Source organism: Streptococcus sp. DAT741 (assembly GCF_009866825.1).
In the GTDB taxonomy this organism is placed as follows: Bacteria; Bacillota; Bacilli; order Lactobacillales; family Streptococcaceae; genus Streptococcus; species Streptococcus ruminantium.
Window position 1 is genome coordinate 825193 of sequence record NZ_CP019557.1, and the last position, 20160, is coordinate 845352.

A 20160-nucleotide genomic window follows, 5' to 3' on the forward strand; every position below is an offset into this window, starting at 1 on the left:
GAAAGACGTATATTTACTTGTAATCTCCATTTTTATATGTTAAAATTCAGTTCTATTTATATAAAAAGGAGAAGAAATATGAAGCATTTTATGAAACATTTAAAAAGTCGTGTAAAAAAGCATATGTTTTGGGTTGGTTTTACATCTTTGATGCTTATGTTGATTGATAATATTTTAGTTAATTATTTTCACATCGAGATTACTCGCACTATAAATCAACTCGAACAAACGATTTGTATCATTCTTAGTATTCTTGTCTTTTTAGGTGTCTTAAATAATAAGCCGGACATAGAGGCGGAGAAAGTTATTAAAAAGTAGGATTTTTGTCTTACAGGGGATGTACAATTTACACAAACAAATTGAGTGGGTGTCAGAGTCTCTAAATTTACGGAACTTGTTTACAATCCCTAGCAGTGTTACAAGTTTTCTAAGAATCGTCAATCCAAACTATTTTAAAAATAATTTTGCTATTTATAAAAAAATCTGTTATAATATTTTTCGTACTAAGCTTTCGGGGTTGTTACGGATTCGACAGGCATTATGAGGCTTGTTCTGCAACTCATCGGCAGATGTAAAATTGCCAGTTAAATATAACTGCAAAAAATACAAACACTTACGCATTAGCAGCTTAAAAACCTGCCTGCGTGACTGACCGCAAATTGCTTGTGTTTGTTGGTTAGTCTTAAGACTAACAAGCTACGTTGGGATTTAGTCAGGAAGTTCCAAAAGAGATTTACTGACTCGCTTGGTCTAGGTTTGAGTTATGTATCGAGTCCAGGTTAAAATAAGACATAACCTATGGTTGTAGACGAATAAGTTGGCAGGTGTTTGGACGTGGGTTCGACTCCCACCAGCTCCATGTATGGAAGATTACTCAAGAGGCTCAAGAGGCCGTGTTGGAAACGCGGTAGGCGTGTAACAGCGTGCGTGGGTTCGAATCCCATGTCTTCCGTGTACATAGAGGAGAACGATTGAACAATCGTTCTTTTTTTGTTTATTGTGGCTAGGTGACAAAAATGGATACCCCAGAATTGAATCAATAGTTCAGTTTCATTCCTTCAAAGTAAGAGATCAAAATGCAGTGGTTAATGAGCTATTGCAGTTTTTTAAGGAAAGATACGAGTGTTAGCAATAAAGTAACCCGTTTTTATGAAAAATTTGTCTTAGAATAAGCCCTGACTTCTGATAATCTAACATGCAGAAAAAATAGTTAATTTCGTATATTTTTTAATAATGAAGCAAAATCGTTCCTTTTTACGTGGAAAAATCTTGTTTTTCTTTTGAATTGTGGTATGATAGTTAACAATATACCAAAAGGAGGTCACTTTGACAGTGTTGAACGTAAATGAACTAGCCAAAACCGAGCTACATTGCCACCTAGATGGTTCTTTGTCTTTAGAAGTTATACGCCAATTGGCTCAGATGGCCGAGATTGAGATCCCCAATCGCGATGACGAATTGCGACAATTGGTCAGCGTTCCGGGAAAGGTGGATAGTCTACTTACTTATTTGAAAACCTTTGATTTTATTCGACCACTTTTGCAGACAGCAGAAGCCTTAGAACTTGCAGCTTATGATGTTGTGCGACAGGCTGCCAAGGACAAGGTGGTATATATCGAAATTCGTTTTGCACCTGAATTATCTACAGATCAAGGGTTGACAATTTTAGAAAGTGTCGAAGCTGTTTTAGCAGGTCTAGAGAAAGCGACTAAGGATTTTGGTGTTCTTGCAAAACTGTTAGTTTGTGGCTTAAAACAAACCGACCCTAGTCGGACGAGAGATATTTTTTCTGCTATCGCAGATCTGGCGCCACGAGGACTTGTTGGCTTTGATTTTGCAGGAAACGAAGCAGATTATCCAACAGAAAAGCTTCAAGAACTGATTCGATTTACCCAATCTCTCGGTTATCCAATGACGTTTCATGCTGGTGAATGTGGCTGTGTGACAAATGTTGTTCAGTCATTGACCTTAGGTATTAAGCGGATTGGTCACGGTACAGCTCTTAGCAATCAACCAGAAGCCATCCAAGAGTTTGTCAATAGCGGAGCAACGCTTGAGATGTGCCTGACCTCCAATCTTCAGACCGGAGCCGCATCCTCTCTCGCAGATTTCCCTTATCGTCAATTATTACAAGCTGGGGCCAAGATTACTATCAATACGGATAATCGTACAGTTTCTGATACCAATCTAAATAAAGAATACCGATTGTTTGTAGAGCACTTTGGGACAAGTAAGGAAGAATTTTATCGCTTTAATCAATATGCTGTTCAAGCCAGCTTTGCCAGTCATAGGGAGAAGGAGTGCTTACTTGAACAACTAGCTCAGCACTACAGCCTATGATGGTTTGCTATTGTTATTTCCTTTCATATTTTTAGCAAAATTAAAAAACTTCTGTACCAGTTCATTGATACAGATGTTTTTGTTTATTGTAGATTCAATTTCTTGGTCATAATGAAATAGGTTCCAAAGTAGTAGGCAAAAGAAAGGATAATATTTATCAAAGACAAGATTGGACTTGGGTAGAGAGAGAAAGCTAGTCCAGAAAGTGCTTCTGAGCTGTTCAAGTGAAGAAAGGCACTCAATACTCCGACAACAATTCCAATTCCGACATACGTCAAGACAGCAAAGAGAAAACGATGATCCTTGAAAAGTTGACCGACAGATATAGAAAAGTAAATCAAGAGGATATTGGCAATAATTTCAATCAAACCATAGATAAATCGACTGAACAACGTTGTCCAGTTCAGATTCTGGATGATTATTTGTAGTTGGGAAAGAGCATTCTTATCACTTGGCATCAGAATCAGTGTAATAACGATTCCGATAGAAAAGATAGCTGTAATAATTGCTAAGATGTACCAGACAAGAGATACCAAGAGCTTACTTAGAATAATTTGATGGCTGTCAACGGGTAGGGTCATGGTGAGGTAACCTTGGCGACCATAGACATTTTTTCTAAAACGATTAATTACTAGGAAGAATGTTGAGAGAAAGAGTGCTGCAATCAAAATACCAAAGGTCATAAAGGATGTTCCAAGAAGGACCATCTCACCTACATTGGGTTCAGTATTTCCAATCGGTGTTCGAAGAGCCAGAGCTTGGAGCCAAAAACCCAACACTACTGATAGTGCTAAAGAGGCAATGTAGATTCCCAGATACCATTTTCCGATGGACTGGAATTCGTGTTTCAATAATTTTCTAAACATAGTCATCTCCTTATATTAACTAAGCCTTAAAATCTTGGCGGAAAAGTTCATCAATTGACTCGCCGCTCTCGATTCGTAAATCATCCACATTTCCATGACGAATGATGCTTCCGTAGTGAAGAAAAATCACTTCATCTAAAATTTGTTCAACATCTGAAATCAAGTGTGTAGAAATAATAACAGAAGCAGTTGGAGAATAGTTATTGACAATGGTCTTTAGGATATAGTCGCGAGCGGCAGGATCGACACCTCCGATTGGCTCATCTAGAATATAGAGTTGGGCTTGACGACTCATCACTAAAATCAACTGTACTTTTTCTTTATTTCCTTTAGACAGATGTTTCATGCGACTGTTTAAATCAATGCCTAGATCCTGCAAGAGATGAAGAGCACGTTCCTTATCAAAATCAGCGTAGAAATCTTCAAAAAATGCGATAGCATCTAGAACCTTCATATGTTCATCAAGGTAGGTTGTATCTGGGAGGTAAGATACGATAGCCTTTGTTTCTGGTGAAGGAGTACGACCGTTAATAAGTACTTGGCCATATTCAGGTTGTAAGAGACCGTTTAGCAATTTGATCATGGTTGTTTTACCAGATCCATTTGGGCCCAAGAGTCCAATGATTTTGCCAGCGGTCAGTTTCAAGTTAACATTATTGAGGGCAACAGCTCCACCATAAGATTTTGAGACTTGTTGTAGCTCAACCAAAGTGTACGGATTATTCATAAGTAACTCCTTTCAAGTAGTCATCCAATTGATGCGGTAGCTCATCTTGTTTGAAGCCCAAGTCCAACATATTGGTAACAAAGTTTTCTAGTTCTTTCTGGGCTAGATGCAAACGAGTCTGTGCAATCAATTCTTGATTGTCTGTCACGAATCGCCCTGTCGTACGGACGGAATAAACAAATCCTTCCGTTTCTAAATCAGACAAGGCTCGCTGAACGGTATTAGGGTTGACCCCAGCGATTTCAGCTAAATCGCGAACGGTCGGTAGCTTATCTCCTGATTTTAATTGATTAGTGATAATCTGGAGTTTGATAGTATTGCTAATCTGAATGTAAATGGGGATATTGTTGTCAAATTTCCAAGCCATAATCGTGTCCTTTCTAAGGATTTATTTTCGTATTTATGTCTTATATAAATAATACAACAATCTATATAAATTTTCAAGTAAAATGTTTTAAATGTCTGAAAAATATTTTTACATGATAATTTGGTATAATGGAAGAAAGACAAGAAGGAGAAAACCATGCTAGCACAATTAGATACCAAAACCGTCTATACCTTTATGGATAGCATGGTAACAATAGAAGAGTACGTTAGCAGGGGTAAAGAACTAGGGTATCAAGCCTTGGGAATTATGGATAAGAATAGCCTTTACGCAGCTTATCATTTCATGGTAGCTTGCCAAAGGGAAAACGTCCAGCCGCTCATCGGATGCGAACTGAATTGGAAGTTGGCAGACTATGAGCAGGAAATCACGACTCAACTGGTGGCTTTGACGACTGAGGGGTATCGCAATTTACTTAAAATTTCAACTGCAAAAATGACTGGTCAGGATGATTTTGAAGCAATTCGTCAGTATTTAGTCGATATAGCAGTAATCGTTCCCTATTTTTCTGATGTTGCACAGTTGGATTTAGGCCTGGATTATTATATTGGGGTTACTGCTGATCTCCCTATCCAAGAGTTTACCAAGCCAATCCTTCCCCTCCATACGGTGCGATTTTTTGAAGAGGGGCAATTGGAAAGTTTACAGGTTCTTCATGCCATTCGAGATAATGTTCCCCTCAATCAAGTGGGAGATATTGATAGCAGGCAAGTCTTACTGTCTGCTGATAGTTTAACCAATCTATTTATCGCTCGTTTTCCTCAGGCTGTCAGCAATTTGGAAAAGTTAGTTCAGGGAATTTCTTACCATCTTGATACAGGTTTGAAACTGCCACGTTTTAATAGAGAGCGACTTGCAGCAGAAGAATTGCGGGAAAAAGCTTATCAAGGCTTACAGAATAAGCAATTAAACCATTCTATCTACCAAGAGCGCTTGGAGAGAGAGCTGTCTGTTATCCATCAAATGGGGTTTGACGACTATTTTTTGATTGTTTGGGATTTGCTTCGTTTTGGGCGCAGTCAGGGCTACTATATGGGAATGGGGCGTGGTTCTGCAGTGGGAAGTCTGGTGGCCTACGTTTTGAATATTACAGGTATTGATCCTGTAAAACACAACTTGCTGTTTGAGCGCTTTCTCAATGTGGAACGTTATTCTATGCCGGATATTGATATTGATATTCCGGATATTCATCGTTCTGACTTTATCCGCTATGTGCGTGATCGATATGGTTCGACCCATGCTGCGCAAATAGTGACTTATTCTACCTTTGGTGCCAAGCAAGCTATCCGTGATGTTTTTAAGCGCTTTGGAACACCTGAGTACGAATTGACTAATATTACAAAGAAAATTTCTTTTAGGGATACTCTTGATTCAGCTTATCAACGCAATGCCTCCTTCCGCCAGATAATCAATAGTAAGATAGAGTATAAAAAAGCCTTTGCTATCGCCCAGCAAATTGAAGGGCAACCTCGCCAGACCTCCATCCATGCGGCAGGTGTGGTGATGAGTGATGAGGACTTAACAGATACGATTCCCTTAAAAATCGGAGATGACATGTTGGTGACTCAGTACGATGCTCATGCTGTTGAGGCAAATGGTCTTCTCAAAATGGATTTTTTGGGTCTGCGCAATCTCACCTTTGTTCAAAAAATGGCTGAGGGAGTGCGTGAACAGTACCAGAAAGAGATTGACATTGCTGCCATTAACTTGGAGGACCAGAAAACCTTGGAACTCTTTGCAGCAGGACAAACCAAGGGAATTTTTCAATTTGAGCAACCTGGTGCTGTTCATCTGCTAAGAAGGGTGAAGCCTGAGCGGTTTGAAGAAGTTGTGGCCACAACTAGTTTAAATAGACCGGGGGCAAGTGATTATTCGGATAACTTTGTTAAGCGCAAACATGGGCAAGAAACGATCGATTTGCTGGATCCGTCGATAGCAACTATTTTGGAGCCGACCTATGGTATTATGTTGTATCAGGAACAAGTTATGCAAATTGCTCAGACTTATGCAGGTTTTACACTGGGAAAAGCTGATTTGCTCCGCAGAGCCATGTCCAAGAAAAATGCCAAGGAAATGCAAGCAATGGAGGCTGATTTTCTTGCAGGTGCTTTGAGCATGGGACACAAGGAAGGCAAGGCTAGAGAAATCTTTGCCATGATGGCTAAATTTGCAGGTTATGGTTTTAACCGTAGCCATGCTTACGCTTACTCGGCACTCGCCTTTCAAATGGCTTATTTCAAGACTCACTATCCAGATGTATTCTTTACAGTTATGCTCAATCACTCTAGTGGCCATTACATTGAAGATGCTTTGCAGTTTAATTTTAAAGTGGGAAAACTGACAATCAATCATGTTCCCTACTATGATAAGGTGGAACAAGATAAGATTTATCTAGGATTGAAAACACTGAAAGGCTTTCCAAAAGACTTTGCTTTATGGATTTTAGAACATCGCCCTTATAAGTCAGTTGAAGATTTCATTTTGCGTCTGCCTGATAACTATAAAAAGAAGGAACTCTTAATCCCGCTTATTCAGATTGGCCTATTTGATGAATTTGAGAACAATCGTAGAAAAATTCTGGAGAACTTAGACAATCTACTCGTTTTTGTAGAAGCTATAGGTTCCTTTTTTGCAGAAGATACTTATAGTTGGATAGAAGCAGAGGACTATAGTGACAGTGAGAAATTTATGATGGAGCAGGAATTGATGGGAGTTGGTATCAGTCCCCATCCTTTAGTCGCTATCTATCAGAATGCTCAGCGATCTTTTGTAGATTTGGCTGACTTAGTAGCAGGAAATCGAGCGACAATATTGGTACAAATGCAAAGCATTCGTTTAATTCGGACCAAAAAGACTGGGGAACAAATGGCTTTTCTCCAAGTGACAGATACGAAGAGAAAACTAGATGTCACTTTGTTTCCAGAGGCTTATCGTCAATATGGACCGGTGTTAGAAGAAGGAGTAACTGCTTACATTACTGGTAGGATTCAAGAACGTGATGGTCGGTTGCAGATGGTTCTGGAAAAGGTAGAACCCATCAGTTTGGAAAAATTCTGGATTCTGTTAGAGAACAAAGAGCATGATTATGCTGTTGCTCGTATTCTGGAAAAATACAAAGGTCCTATTCCCGTTGTTTTACATTATCAAGATAGTAACCAGACAATTCAAGCAGAACGCTATATGGTTATGAAAACGCCTCAATTAGAAGCCGACTTGGCTGAATTTGCCATGAAAACGATTTTTCGATAAAAATATAGTAAAAAGTCAAGCAAGTTTAGTTTAAGTATGTTATAATAGGACAGTTAAAATGAAAAGTAAAAGGAGCATTAACGAATGAAACGTATTGCTGTTTTGACCAGTGGCGGTGATGCCCCTGGTATGAACGCTGCTATTCGTGCAGTTGTTCGCCAAGCAATTTCAGAAGGAATGGAAGTTTATGGAATCAACGAAGGCTATGCAGGTATGGTTGCAGGTGATATTCACAAACTATCTGCTCGCTCTGTAGGTGATATTATCTCACGCGGTGGAACATTCCTCGGTTCAGCTCGTTATCCAGAATTTGCCAAGTTAGAAGGGCAACTAAAAGGGATTGAGCAATTGAAAAAACATGGCATTGAAGGTGTGGTCGTGATTGGTGGTGACGGCTCTTACCACGGTGCAATGCGCTTAACAGAACATGGTTTCCCAGCTATCGGTGTACCTGGGACGATTGATAACGATATCGTTGGTACAGACTTCACTATCGGCTTTGACACAGCAGTAACAACTGCTATGGATGCGATTGATAAGATTCGCGACACTTCATCAAGCCACCGCCGTACTTTTGTTGTTGAGGTAATGGGACGTCATGCCGGTGATATTGCTCTTTGGGCAGGTATTGCTTCAGGTGCAGATGTGATCGTTGTTCCAGAAGAAGAATTTAATATCAATGATGTTGTTTCTAAGATTAGAGCTGGATACGAAAATGGTAAGAAACATAGTATCGTTGTTTTGGCAGAGGGAGTTATGCCAGTTGCACAATTCGCAGAAGAATTGAAAGCAGCAGGAGATACAAGCGATCTTCGTGTGACAGAATTAGGCCATATCCAACGCGGTGGTTCACCAACTGCGCGTGATCGTGTACTTGCTTCACGCATGGGTGCTCATGCTGTTAAATTGCTTAAAGAAGGTCGCGGTGGTCTTGCAGTCGGAATTCGTAATGAGCAAATGGTTGAAAACCCAATTCTCGGTACAGCCGAAGAGGGTGCCTTGTTCAGTTTGACAGCCGAAGGTAAGATTGTTGTGAATAATCCGCATAAAGCGGACTTGGGATTGGCTCAATTGAACCGTAACTTGTCAATCTAGGTAGCGTAGTTTTAAAGTGTTAATGAAGGGTCATAAGACCATTAAAATAAAAGGAGTTTTGTTAGAGATGAACAAACGTGTTAAAATTGTTGCAACCCTTGGTCCAGCGGTAGAAATCCGTGGCGGTAAAAAATTCGGTGACGATGGTTACTGGGGCGAAAAATTGGATGTTGAAGCATCAGCACAGAAAATTGCTGCTCTGATTACAGAAGGTGCAAACGTCTTCCGTTTCAACTTTTCACATGGTGACCACAAAGAGCAAGGTGACCGTATGGCAACTGTTCGTCGTGCGGAAGAAATTGCTGGTAAGAAGGTTGGCTTCTTGTTGGATACAAAAGGTCCAGAAATCCGTACAGAATTGTTTGAAGGTGATGCTAAAGAGTACGCTTACACAACCGGTGATAAATTACGTGTTACTACAAAACAAGGTGTGAAATCTACAAAAGAAGTTATTGCTTTGAACGTAGCTGGTGGCTTGGATATTTTTGACGATGTTGAAGTCGGTAAACAAATCCTCGTTGACGACGGTAAGCTCGGTTTGACTGTTGTTGAAAAAGACGCTGTAAACCGTGAGTTTATTGTTCTAGTTGAAAACGATGGTGTTATCGCAAAACAAAAAGGTGTAAATATTCCTTACACTAAAATTCCTTTCCCAGCTCTTGCAGATCGTGACAACGCAGACATTCGTTTCGGTCTTGAGCAAGGCTTGAACTTCATCGCCATCTCATTTGTTCGTACCGCAAGAGACGTAGAAGTAGTTCGCAATATCTGTAAAGAAACTGGCAATGACCATGTTCAATTGTTTGCAAAAATCGAGAACCAACAAGGTATTGATAACATTGATGAAATCATCGAAGCAGCAGACGGTATCATGATTGCTCGTGGAGACATGGGGATTGAAGTTCCATTTGAAATGGTTCCAGTTTACCAAAAAATGATTATCACTAAAGTGAATGCGGCTGGTAAGGCAGTTATTACAGCAACAAACATGTTGGAAACAATGACTGAAAAACCACGTGCGACTCGCTCAGAAGTTTCAGACGTGTTTAATGCTGTTATTGATGGTACAGATGCAACTATGCTTTCTGGCGAATCTGCAAACGGTAAATACCCAGTTGAAGCAGTTCGCACAATGGCGACAATCAGCAAGAATGCACAAACTCTTCTTGAAGAATACGGTCGTTTGTCATCTGATGCCTTCATTCGTAACAATAAAACAGACGTTGTTGCATCAGCAGTTAAAGATGCTACTCATTCAATGAACATCAAATTGGTTATTGCTGCGACTGAAACTGGATATTCTGCTCGTGCAATTTCTAAATATCGTCCAAATGCTGATATTTTGGCAGTAACATTTGACGAGAAAGTTCAAAAATCATTGATGTTGAACTGGGGTGTCATCCCAGTTGTCACTGAGCGTCCAAGTTCAACAGACGACATGTTCGACTTGGCAGAGCGCGTTGCGAAAGAGCAAGGCCTTGTTGAGTCAGGTGATGATATTGTTATCGTTGCGGGTGTTCCTGTAGGTGTTGCTGGTTCAACAAATACAATGCGTGTTCGTACTGTAAAATAATAATATGCTTAAAAAAGCCTATTGTATCAAGTTTTTCGACTTGTACAGCAGGCTTTTTTTCTGTGTTTTATCATGTTAAGGAGCAAACTTATATATTGATCATGTAGCGACTTTATCTTTATTCTTATTCATGATAGGATTAGTAACTTTCTGGTTATTTTATTCATCAACTTACATATGTTTGTTTTTATGGTAGACTTTTTCTGCGAGCTAGTTTAACAACTCTATGATAATGTATTTGATTTGATGTTTTAATCAAATAAAGAGTCGAGAAATATTATTTCTCGACCCTTTGAATATAATAATCTGGTGAATAAGCGGTACGGTCAAAATTTGTATTTTGACCTAAAATTTCAGTAGCGATTTGCCAACCGATAAATGGGCCATTTGTTAGACCAGTTGATCCCAGACCGCTAGCGACCCAGACGTTTTGCATGTCTGCGATCGTTCCATAGAATGGAGCATAGTTCGAGGTGTAGGCACGAGTACCGATACGAGTTCGTGCAACAGGGAAATTGGCTAGTTCAGGCATAAACTCTGCCGCCTTCTCATGCATGGCCTGAATTTTTTTGCTATCAAGAGATAGATCGTAGCCCATATCATCCTCGTGTGTAGCCCCGATGATAAACTTTCCATCTTCAAAAGGTAGGAAATCAATCTCTCCATACGGCATGCACACTGGCCAGTGGTCACTTTCAAAGTCAGTATCTAATTCCAGTAGCTGACCTTTTTGCGGTCGGACATCAACCTGATAACCAAGTGGCTCCAAAATATGCGGTAGCCATGCGCCTGTTGCTAGAATAATAGAATCTGCTGTCAGTATTTGGTCACCTACTTTGACTGTGTGAGCATCGAGTAATGTTGCCTCTCCTTTCAAGCAGCTTCCTCCATTTTTCAGAAACTGCTCCTGCAGAATGTCTATCAAGCGTCCACCATCAATTCGACCGCCCCCTTCTAAATGAATGCCGAAATAGTCGGGCTTGAGCGGGGGAAGATAGGTTGTGATTTCTGGACCTACAAGTGGTGTAATCTTGCCAATTGTTGGAGCATCAAGGCGGCGTTCCTCAGCAATTTTTTGGATCTTATCTAGCAATTCTGGCTTACTTTTAAGACCAATTGTTCCAGTCTGTTTAAAAGGGATGTCACTAGCGCCAGACTTTTCCAAATCATCTACCAATTGACGATAGAAGACCGCTCCGTCTGAGGTCAGCTTATACCAGTCCTTGTTTTTCTTCTGGGCCATCCAAGGGCAGATGATACCAGCAGCAGCACGAGTTGCTGTTCCGATACCGGAATCGATGAGGGTAAGGTTGACATTTGCTTCTTGGGAGAGATAGAAGGCTGCGGTTGAACCAACGATTCCTCCACCTATAATGATTACTTGTTTCTTCATAATGTTCATTATATCACAAATTTATCAGTTTATTTATTTTTTTCAAGATGTTACAATAGAAAATAATAAAAATAGAAAGGGGTTTGTGTGTCAGATAATATGTATCCAGAGGTCCTAACGGTTGGAAGTGGGGCCATTAAGGTAGCAGCAGTAGGTGATAGCTTGACCTACGGATATGGATTGGAAAATCGGGAAAGGGATGCCTATCCCTGTGTTTTGGCAGATAGGTTGGGAGCTCACTATCAAGTTTCAAATTATGGTTTGAGTGGTCGTTCTCTTCAATCAACGGCAGATTATCCTTACTTTTTAGAAAAAAATGCTCAGTTGTTGCTTGATAATGACGCAGATATTATTATCGTAATGATTGGTAGTAATGACAGTCGCGCTCCTTATTGGAATAGGGAGAGGTTTCAGAGAGAATATCGAGAAATGGCGGAGCGTTACATGAAGTTGCCTAGTCAACCAGATGTGTATTTGGTTGTTCCTCCATTCGTACCTACCAGTCGTTTTGGGCTTAATAATCGAATTATTGAAGATGAGCTACAGGTGATGATTCCTGAAATTGGGAAAGAGTTAGGCTTGTCGGTTATCAATCTTTATACACTAACTAAAAATCACTTAGACTACTATAGCGATGGGTTGCATTTGAACCCGCTAGGAAATCAGGTTATTGCTGAGGAAATTTACCGCCATCTCATGAACGAAGCGTTTTGAAATATGGTATAATAGAGTTGAAATGGAGAGATTATGGTAAAAAGAGATTTAATAAAACAAGTTAGCTTATTCATTTTATTGATTCTTGGCATCATTGGGTTGAGGCTTTGGCTGTTTGAACCTGTTACGATTACAGCGGAGATGGCAAATAACTATTTGAAGAAAAATGACTTCATCGTGACAGCCCGCAATGTTCGTCTACATCATGGGGATTTTATCCTGTACAAACATGAGGGAAAAGAGTATGTCAGTCGTGTGATTGCGATTGAAAATGAGAGTGTTACCTACATGGATGACGTTCTTTATCGCAACAATATGATCATCCCAGAAAATTATCTGAAGACTCCTCATTCTCAGGAAAGTTATACAGAAGACTTTACCCTGGGAACCTTGACGGGAGGGAAGTATGATGTGATTCCAAAGGGACAGTATTTGGTTCTCAATGATGTTCGGACGAATCGGAAGGATAGTCGAAGTTTTGGTTTAATTGCTGGAAAAGACATTATTGGACGACTAACTTTTCGAGTTAGCCCTTTATCCGAATTTGGTTTTATTAAGACAGGACTGGTCCGGTAGGACCAGTTTTTTCAGTAATATTCTTAGAAACTTTTGCTTCATTTTTCAATAGTTGACTAGACCAATTTAGATATTGACAAAGATAGAATCTTTTTATATACTGATTTTATCAGTCTTTTTTTGATATAAATCTGACTAGACCAATTTATGAAAAAATGAAAGTCAATGCCCAGCATTGAAGGTGATATGTATGTGTGGAATCGTTGGTGTTGTAGGAAATGCAAATGCAACTGATATTTTGCTTCAAGGACTTGAAAAGCTAGAATACCGTGGTTATGACTCAGCAGGTATTTTTGTGACAGGAGGTGAACAGTCTCATTTGGTAAAGGCTGTTGGGCGTATTGCTGAACTATCAGCGAAAGTAGGAGATAAGACCGAAGGTAAAGCCGGAATCGGTCACACTCGTTGGGCAACGCATGGTAAACCGACTGAAAACAACGCTCATCCACATACTTCTCAAACTGTCAGCCATGTTCTAGTCCATAATGGTGTGATTGAGAACTATGCAGAAATCAAGGAGGAGTACCTGACAGGTCACGACTTGAAAGGGCAAACCGATACAGAAATTGCTGTGCATTTAATTGGTCATTTTGCTGAGGAAGGGCTATCTACCTTGGATGCTTTCAAGAAAGCTCTTCATATCATTCAAGGCTCTTATGCATTCGCTCTGATTGATGTAACAGATGCTGATACAATCTATGTGGCTAAGAATAAGTCACCGCTTTTGATTGGTCTAGGTGATGGTTACAACATGGTCTGTTCAGATGCTATGGCTATGATTCGTGAAACCAGTGAGTATATGGAAATCCATGATAAAGAACTGGTTATTGTGAAAAAAGATAGTGTTGAAGTGATGGACTATGAGGGAAATAGTATCGAACGTGGTAGCTACATTGCGGAACTGGATTTATCTGATATTGGTAAGGGAACTTACCCTTACTACATGCTGAAGGAAATTGATGAGCAACCAACTGTTATGCGTAAACTTATTAGCGCTTATACCAACGAAGCTGGTCAGGTAACAGTTGATGCGGATATTATCAAAGCAGTACAAGAAGCAGATCGTATTTATATCTTAGCTGCTGGAACGTCTTATCACGCAGGATTTGCCGCAAAAGATTTCTTGGAAAAATTGACGGATACTCCAGTAGAGTTGGGAATCTCATCTGAATGGGGTCACAATATGCCGCTTCTGAGCAAGAAACCTCTCTTTGTGATGATTAGTCAATCCGGTGAAACAGCAGATAGTCGTCAGGTTTTGGTGAAAGCCAATGAAATGGGAATCCCTAGTTTGACTGTGACGAATGTTCCCGGCTCAACACTTTCACGCGAGGCAACTTATACTATGCTGCTTCATGCAGGTCCCGAAATTGCAGTGGCTTCTACAAAAGCTTACACCGCTCAAATTGCTACTTTGGCAATCTTGGCTAAGGCTGTCGGTGATGCAAATGGCAATGCCTATGCTAAGGAATTTGATTTGGTGCATGAACTGTCTATCGTAGCTCAATCCATTGAGGCTAGTCTATCGGAAAAAGATGTTATTGCTGAAAAGGTTGAGAAACTTTTGGCAACTACTCGCAATGCTTTTTATATCGGTCGTGGTAGCGACTACTACGTATCCATGGAAGCAAGTTTGAAGTTAAAAGAAATTTCCTATATCCAATGTGAAGGCTTTGCTGCTGGGGAGTTGAAGCACGGGACCATTTCGCTTATTGAGGAAGGAGTGCCAGTATTGGCTTTGATTTCAAACTATCCACATTTGGCTAGCCACACACGTGGAAATATTCAGGAAGTCGTGGCGCGTGGTGCCAATGTTTTGACAATTGTGGATCAAGCAGTAGCCAAAGAAGATGATGATATTATTGTTACGACTGTTCATCCATTCTTATCATCTATTGCCATGGTTGTGCCGACGCAGTTGATTGCATACTATGCAACGCTTCAACGTGGTCTGGATGTTGATAAGCCACGTAATCTGGCTAAGTCAGTAACGGTTGAATAAGTATAAGGGAGATTTGGATTTTCAAAATCTCCTTTCCTTTTCTGCAAAATATAAAAAATTAGGGAATTTATTAAAAATTCTGAAAAATCCTTTGAAATAAAAGATATTTTTTGATATACTAGAACCCAATCATTCTTTTAGGAGAGCTTTATGGATTATGTTTTGGAAGTTCTGCCCAGTCTATTAAATGGTGCAGTTATCTCCCTTCAGGTATTTTTTCTCGTATTGATTTTATCCTTGCCTTTGGGAGCCATTTTTGCCTTCTTGATGCAGGTTAAATTTAAGCCTTTACAGTGGTTGCTACATATTTATGTGTTGATTATGCGTGGGACACCTTTGCTTTTGCAACTGATCTTTGTTTATTATGTCTTGCCGAGCGTAGGAATTACGTTTGATCGGATGCCAGCGGTTATTATCGCTTTCACGTTTAATTACGCAGCATATTTTTCAGAAATTTTTCGTGGCGGGATTGAAGCCATTCCTGCTGGTCAGTACGAAGCAGCTAAGGTATTGAAATTTACACCTGTTCAGACCATTCGTTATATTGTTTTGCCACAGGTCGTTAAAATTGTTTTACCAAGCGTCTTTAATGAAGTGATGACCTTGGTTAAGGATACATCTTTGGTGTATGCTTTGGGAGTTAGTGATCTTTTGTTGGCTAGTCGCACAGCAGCTAACCGAGATGCTAGCTTGGCTCCTATGTTTATCGCAGGAGCCATCTACCTCCTGATGATTGGTGCTGTCACTCTTGTTTCTAAGCAAGTGGAAAAGAAATTTGATTACTATAGATAGGAGAAAGTCATGTTAGAATTACGCAATCTATCAAAACGTTTTGATAATAAACAGATTTTCTCCAACTATGATTTGCTCATTCCAGAGGGGAAAATTATTGCCATTGTTGGTCAATCTGGCGGTGGGAAGACTACTCTTTTGCGGATGTTGGCAGGTTTAGAATCAATTGATTCGGGAATCTTGATTTATAATGGTCAAGAACTGCCACTTGATGAGTTAGGAAAGCGACATTTGCTGGGCTTTGTCTTCCAGGACTTCCAGCTTTTTCCACACTTATCCGTATTGGAAAATTTGGTTCTCTCTCCAATGAAAACGCAAAATATGTCGCGCTCGGAGGCGGAAGATAAGGCCCGTAAACTCTTGGATACCCTAGGTCTAGCAAATCATGCTACTTCCTATCCATTCTCATTATCAGGTGGACAGAAGCAGCGTGTAGCCTTGGCCCGTGCTATGATGATTGATCCTGAGATTATTGGCTATGACGAACCAACCTCAGCCTTGGATCCTGAATTGAGAAAAGAAGTTGAAAAATTGATTTTGGAGAATAGGGCGACAGGTATTACACAAATTGTGGTAACCCACGATATGCAGTTTGCTGAGAATATCGCAGATGAAATCATCAAGATTGAACCGAAACATTGAGGTAAATAAGATGATGAAGAAATTTTTCCTTGGAGCTGTGGCTCTTGTGATTAGTCTGGCTCTTGTGGCCTGTGGATCAACTAATTCAGCAACTAAGGTTGATAAATGGTCGACTTATGAATCTAAAAAGTCTATTACGATTGGTTTTGATAAGACCTTCGTACCGATGGGATTTGAACAAACAGATGGCTCTTATACAGGCTTTGATATAGAGTTAGCAACGGAAGTATTTAAAAAATATAATATCGGTGTTAAATGGCAACCAATTGATTGGGACTTGAAAGAGACAGAATTGAACAATGGTAATATTGATTTGATTTGGAATGGTTATTCGATAACAGATGAGAGAAAAGAAAAAGTTCTCTTTACAAATCCTTATATGGATAATCAACAAGTCCTTGTAGCTAAGAAGACTTCCAATATTAGTCAAGTATCTGATATGAAAGATAAGATTTTAGGTGCTCAGGCAGGATCATCAGGTTATTCTGTTTTTGAATCACAACCAACCATTTTAAAGAACATTGTGAAAAACAATGATGCCAGCCAGTATGCGACTTTTAATGAAGCACTGATTGACTTGAAAAATAATCGTATTGATGGACTCCTGATTGATCGTGTGTATGCGAATTACTATTTGAAAGAAGAGGGGATTCTAGCAGATCACAACATTATTGATGCTGGCTTTAAAAATGAAGCTTTTGCAGTTGGCGCACGTAAATCTGATACAACTCTTGTAGATAATATCAATAAAGCATTCGCTGAACTATATAAGGAAGGCAAGTTCCAAGAAATCTCTCAAAAGTGGTTTGGAGAGGATGTGGCAACAGCCACAATAAAAAAATAAGGAAAGAGCCGTAGTGCTCTCAGATTGAAGAAAAAGTCCATTTTGGAGATATTCTTTGTCAAGCCCCAGATAAAATGGACAGTTAAAAAAGTTAGGTGTTTAGAAGGTATGCTTCCCTAAATTCAAAGGGAGTCATACCTTTTAATTTTTCTTGTGGTCTGTGGTGATTATACCAGTCAATGTATTCCCTGATTTGATGGACGAGGGTTTCTTTATTCTCAGGTGGAAATAGTCTCAAGGGCTCACTCTTCAAGTGAGAAAAGAAATTCTCACATACTGCATTATCATAACAATTTCCCTTGCCAGAATGAGATATGGTCACACCATATTGGTCTAATTTTCGGAGATACTGTTGATTGGTATATTGAAAACCTTGGTCAGAATGAAGGACACAGACTTTGGTCGAATCCCAGGAATCATGAAAGACCAGGTCGATATTGTCAAAAACTAACTTGTTATCATTGAAATCTGATAGTGTATAGGCTAAAATAGAATTGTCATAACAATCTTTTATGACACTTAAGAACATCCTCCCTTGTTTGTGGTAAACGTAGCTGACATCTGTTGTCAGTTTTTGGAGAGGACGTTCTGCTTTAAAGTTTCGGGCAAGCACGTTGTAGTGGACGTGTCTTGCCTTTTCATTTATCTCTCGTTGCGTGCAGGAGTGATACCGCTTCTTCCGAATAGGAGACTGGTGACCAAGAATACGCATATAGCGCAAGACAGTTTTAGGATTAGGGGAAAGTTGATAGTGTCTTCTCAGTTGATAAGAGATGAAGCGATAGCCCTTTTGAGTGTCATGGAAGATAGTTGTAATCTTTTGGGCTAAGTTCGCATCAAACCGCTTATAGACCGGCCTCCCCTTGCTCAACCAAAGGTAGTAGGAAGACTTAGGGAAGCCGAAATAGGCACATAAAGCGGAGACGGAGTAACGATCTTTCAACCGCTCAACTACTTGATAGAGGTGGACTCTTCTCACGGATGGAGGAGAGTCCTTAAGGTCTTTAAAATCGCATTCTCCATTCGTAGATAAGTATTCTGTTCCTCTAGGGTCATCTCCTCTAGATTCCTGGTTTTGGGACGACCAGTGGACTTCCTACCTCGTAAATCCTGTGTGAGTAAAACAGGGTCTTCTCGGTATTTTCTTGTCCAAGTTAGAACCTGGCTGTCTGATTTTAACCCATATTTTTTGACAATAGAAGGCATCCCTCCGCTCTTTCCGCTGAGGTAGTCTTCCACTACCTGTATTTTGAACTCGGGTGGATAGTTGGTGAACTTGCTTCCTTTTTTGGCCATGAGAAAAGAACCTCCTTATAAGAACAGTATACAACTTTTTTATACTGTCCATTATAAGTGGTTCTTTTCACTTCAATCTTTTTTCTTTTATTTAAAAAATTAAAAACTCTGAGAAATGCAGGTATAACAGTATTTGTCGGAGTTTTCATTATATAGTAGTCAATCTCTAAATTTGAAATTATTCTAATGTTGATAGGGGGGCTACGCTTTGAGAGCTGTAGTGCTCTTTTTTTCTGTTGAAGGATAAGCGATAAGCTAGAGAGACCAGATAAGAAGTCTATCTCTAGTCCAGAATTTTAAAACGCCCATCAAAAAAGACTTAGGATCAGCATTTTGACTGATTCTAAGTCTTTTACGGTTTTATAGAGTTTTGCTCATTTTCAAACTTGTTTCTTAGAAATCTGATGGAAGATGACGGTCCAATTTTCATGACGACGCCAGAGAGAGGTGTGAACATAGTTGCCAATTTCAAAGGTAACCAGTTTTGACTTTTGACTGACAGATACCATTTGGTAGTTGGATAGGTAGAGTGTTTGAACAGGATGTTGCGCAAGCATTTTCTCTTTATTATAGTAACAACCGTTGTCATCAATTAAAAGATACTGGTCATCAATCAGGTTTTCGTACCCCTTGGCATGTGATTGAATCTCGGTTTCAAGGCGGAAGAGTTTATCATAGAGATGTTCGTACATTTCGTCATGAGGAAGTTCAGAGGGTTCTACGTGAATATCCACATCGAAAACTCCATGTTTGAGAATCAGGAGTTGTTCCACTTGCTCGGTAATTTCATGGCTCTCGTAAACGGATAGATCAGGATTCATTTCCAAGACAATATCCAGATAGATATTGGCGCCGTAAGTTCGTCCACGCTGTGATTTGACAGAGACAACCTTAGGTAATTTTAATATGTCTTCTTCGTATTTATGAAGAAGCTCCTCATCAAAGCCATCTGACAAGGTGAAGAAACTTTCCATAAAAATGTCGTAAGCTGTTTTTAAAATGAAGAAGGTAATAATGATAGCAGTAATCTTATCAACGATTGGAAAATTTAGAGCAGCAGCAAAGATGGCAATGGAAGTTCCGATAGAGGTAATCGTATCAGACAGGTTATCCTTAGCAGCAGCCTCCAGCGCTTTGGAATGTACTTTCTTGGCTAAGCGATGGTTGTAAAAATAGACAGCTAGCATGACTAGAGCAGAAAAGATTCCAACAATAGCCCCCATGATATCTATTTCGACAGATGTATTGGTCAACAATTTTTGTATAGTATCGTAGAGAACTTGAAAACCAACGACAAACATAATAAAAGAAGTGATCAAACTAGCCAGATCTTCCATTTTCCAGTGGCCAAATTTATGATCAGTATCAGCAGGCTTTTGAGCTATCCTCAGACCGATAAGTACGGCAATATTGCCGATAATGTCGGAAATATTGTTGAAGGCATCAGCAGTCAAAGCAGCAGAATGGAAGAGGTTTCCTGCGGTCAGTTTCACACCAGAGAGAAAAAAGTAGGCGAGAATAGAGAGGATAGCCCCACGCTCGGCTAACTTTAAATTATGGATTTGTTGCTTCATACGAACCTCCTCAATAGTCCCTATATTCTAGCAAAAAATGACTGGAAATTCAAATGGAGGAGGGAGTAGTCTAGCGAATCGTCACATATGAA

18 protein-coding genes, 1 tRNA gene and 1 other RNA gene are annotated in these 20160 nt (G+C 39.8%); 13 read left to right on the top strand and 7 right to left on the bottom strand.

What is annotated here, in order from left to right:
- Positions 1-78 precede the first annotated feature (78 nt).
- The 4 genes from BZG42_RS03945 (at position 79) to add (ending at position 2340) form a co-directional block, all read left to right on the top strand.
- On the top strand, positions 79-318 hold the full coding sequence (locus BZG42_RS03945) for a phage holin (RefSeq protein ID WP_227984782.1): 240 nt from the start codon (positions 79-81) through the stop codon (positions 316-318).
- Positions 319-513: 195 nt separating this feature from the next.
- Positions 514-862, top strand: a transfer-messenger RNA (tmRNA) gene (ssrA, locus tag BZG42_RS03950).
- Between the two features lie 2 nt (positions 863-864).
- Positions 865-952, top strand: a tRNA-Ser gene (locus BZG42_RS03955).
- A 374-nt stretch (positions 953-1326) separates the two neighbouring features.
- Entirely contained in the window at positions 1327-2340 is a 1014-nt protein-coding gene (gene add, locus BZG42_RS03960; RefSeq protein ID WP_165437089.1) for an adenosine deaminase, read from the top strand.
- A gap of 83 nt (positions 2341-2423) precedes the next feature.
- Here add and BZG42_RS03965 read toward each other — a convergent pair whose 3' ends face one another.
- Genes BZG42_RS03965 through BZG42_RS03975 form a run of 3 tightly spaced genes read right to left on the bottom strand, consistent with a single transcriptional unit; the run spans position 2424 to position 4300 of the window.
- A complete protein-coding gene (locus BZG42_RS03965; RefSeq protein ID WP_155995876.1) occupies positions 2424-3206 on the bottom strand; it encodes an ABC transporter permease in 783 nt (260 codons plus the stop codon).
- 19 nt (positions 3207-3225) lie between these two features.
- Entirely contained in the window at positions 3226-3933 is a 708-nt protein-coding gene (locus tag BZG42_RS03970; protein WP_024531848.1) for an ABC transporter ATP-binding protein, read from the bottom strand.
- The gene (locus BZG42_RS03975) at positions 3926-4300 is read right to left on the bottom strand and encodes a GntR family transcriptional regulator (RefSeq protein WP_120171574.1); all 375 of its coding nucleotides are present in this window, start codon (positions 4298-4300) and stop codon (positions 3926-3928) included. Before BZG42_RS03975 ends, BZG42_RS03970 begins: the two co-directional genes overlap by 8 nt.
- Before the next feature lie 156 nt (positions 4301-4456).
- Between BZG42_RS03975 and BZG42_RS03980 the strand changes: the two genes are divergently transcribed.
- From BZG42_RS03980 to pyk, 3 genes are all read left to right on the top strand, one after another.
- Complete coding sequence (locus BZG42_RS03980) at positions 4457-7567, top strand: DNA polymerase III subunit alpha (RefSeq protein ID WP_155995874.1); 3111 nt, start codon at positions 4457-4459, stop codon at positions 7565-7567.
- Between the two features lie 84 nt (positions 7568-7651).
- Positions 7652-8662 carry a 6-phosphofructokinase gene (gene pfkA, locus BZG42_RS03985; RefSeq protein WP_024531851.1) on the top strand — a complete coding sequence of 337 codons (1011 nt, stop codon included), beginning with the start codon at positions 7652-7654 and terminating at the stop codon, positions 8660-8662.
- Positions 8663-8729: 67 nt separating this feature from the next.
- A complete protein-coding gene (pyk, locus tag BZG42_RS03990) occupies positions 8730-10235 on the top strand; it encodes a pyruvate kinase (RefSeq protein ID WP_024531852.1) in 1506 nt (501 codons plus the stop codon).
- Between the two features lie 277 nt (positions 10236-10512).
- Here pyk and BZG42_RS03995 read toward each other — a convergent pair whose 3' ends face one another.
- Entirely contained in the window at positions 10513-11628 is a 1116-nt protein-coding gene (locus BZG42_RS03995) for an NAD(P)/FAD-dependent oxidoreductase (RefSeq protein ID WP_155995872.1), read from the bottom strand.
- An 87-nt stretch (positions 11629-11715) separates the two neighbouring features.
- Between BZG42_RS03995 and BZG42_RS04000 the strand changes: the two genes are divergently transcribed.
- The 6 genes from BZG42_RS04000 (at position 11716) to BZG42_RS04025 (ending at position 17198) form a co-directional block, all read left to right on the top strand.
- On the top strand, positions 11716-12342 hold the full coding sequence (locus BZG42_RS04000) for a GDSL-type esterase/lipase family protein (protein WP_155964770.1): 627 nt from the start codon (positions 11716-11718) through the stop codon (positions 12340-12342).
- A 33-nt stretch (positions 12343-12375) separates the two neighbouring features.
- A complete protein-coding gene (gene lepB / locus BZG42_RS04005; protein ID WP_024531855.1) occupies positions 12376-12918 on the top strand; it encodes a signal peptidase I in 543 nt (180 codons plus the stop codon).
- A gap of 190 nt (positions 12919-13108) precedes the next feature.
- Entirely contained in the window at positions 13109-14920 is a 1812-nt protein-coding gene (gene glmS, locus BZG42_RS04010; protein ID WP_155995870.1) for a glutamine--fructose-6-phosphate transaminase (isomerizing), read from the top strand.
- A 150-nt stretch (positions 14921-15070) separates the two neighbouring features.
- The gene (locus BZG42_RS04015) at positions 15071-15712 is read left to right on the top strand and encodes an amino acid ABC transporter permease (protein WP_024531857.1); all 642 of its coding nucleotides are present in this window, start codon (positions 15071-15073) and stop codon (positions 15710-15712) included.
- 9 nt (positions 15713-15721) lie between these two features.
- Positions 15722-16354 carry an amino acid ABC transporter ATP-binding protein gene (locus BZG42_RS04020; RefSeq protein ID WP_024531858.1) on the top strand — a complete coding sequence of 211 codons (633 nt, stop codon included), beginning with the start codon at positions 15722-15724 and terminating at the stop codon, positions 16352-16354.
- A 13-nt stretch (positions 16355-16367) separates the two neighbouring features.
- Positions 16368-17198 (top strand): amino acid ABC transporter substrate-binding protein, encoded by an 831-nt coding sequence (locus tag BZG42_RS04025; protein WP_165437153.1) that lies wholly within the window; start codon positions 16368-16370, stop codon positions 17196-17198.
- A 91-nt stretch (positions 17199-17289) separates the two neighbouring features.
- On the opposite strand, the gene BZG42_RS04030 is transcribed toward BZG42_RS04025, so the two are convergent.
- From BZG42_RS04030 to BZG42_RS04040, 3 genes are all read right to left on the bottom strand, one after another.
- Entirely contained in the window at positions 17290-18177 is an 888-nt protein-coding gene (locus BZG42_RS04030) for an IS3 family transposase (protein WP_201443302.1), read from the bottom strand.
- Complete coding sequence (locus BZG42_RS04035; protein ID WP_155963061.1) at positions 18174-18494, bottom strand: transposase; 321 nt, start codon at positions 18492-18494, stop codon at positions 18174-18176. Before BZG42_RS04035 ends, BZG42_RS04030 begins: the two co-directional genes overlap by 4 nt.
- Positions 18495-18874: 380 nt before the next feature.
- Positions 18875-20068 (bottom strand): cation diffusion facilitator family transporter, encoded by a 1194-nt coding sequence (locus BZG42_RS04040; RefSeq protein WP_120171580.1) that lies wholly within the window; start codon positions 20066-20068, stop codon positions 18875-18877.
- Positions 20069-20160: the final 92 nt, after the last annotated feature.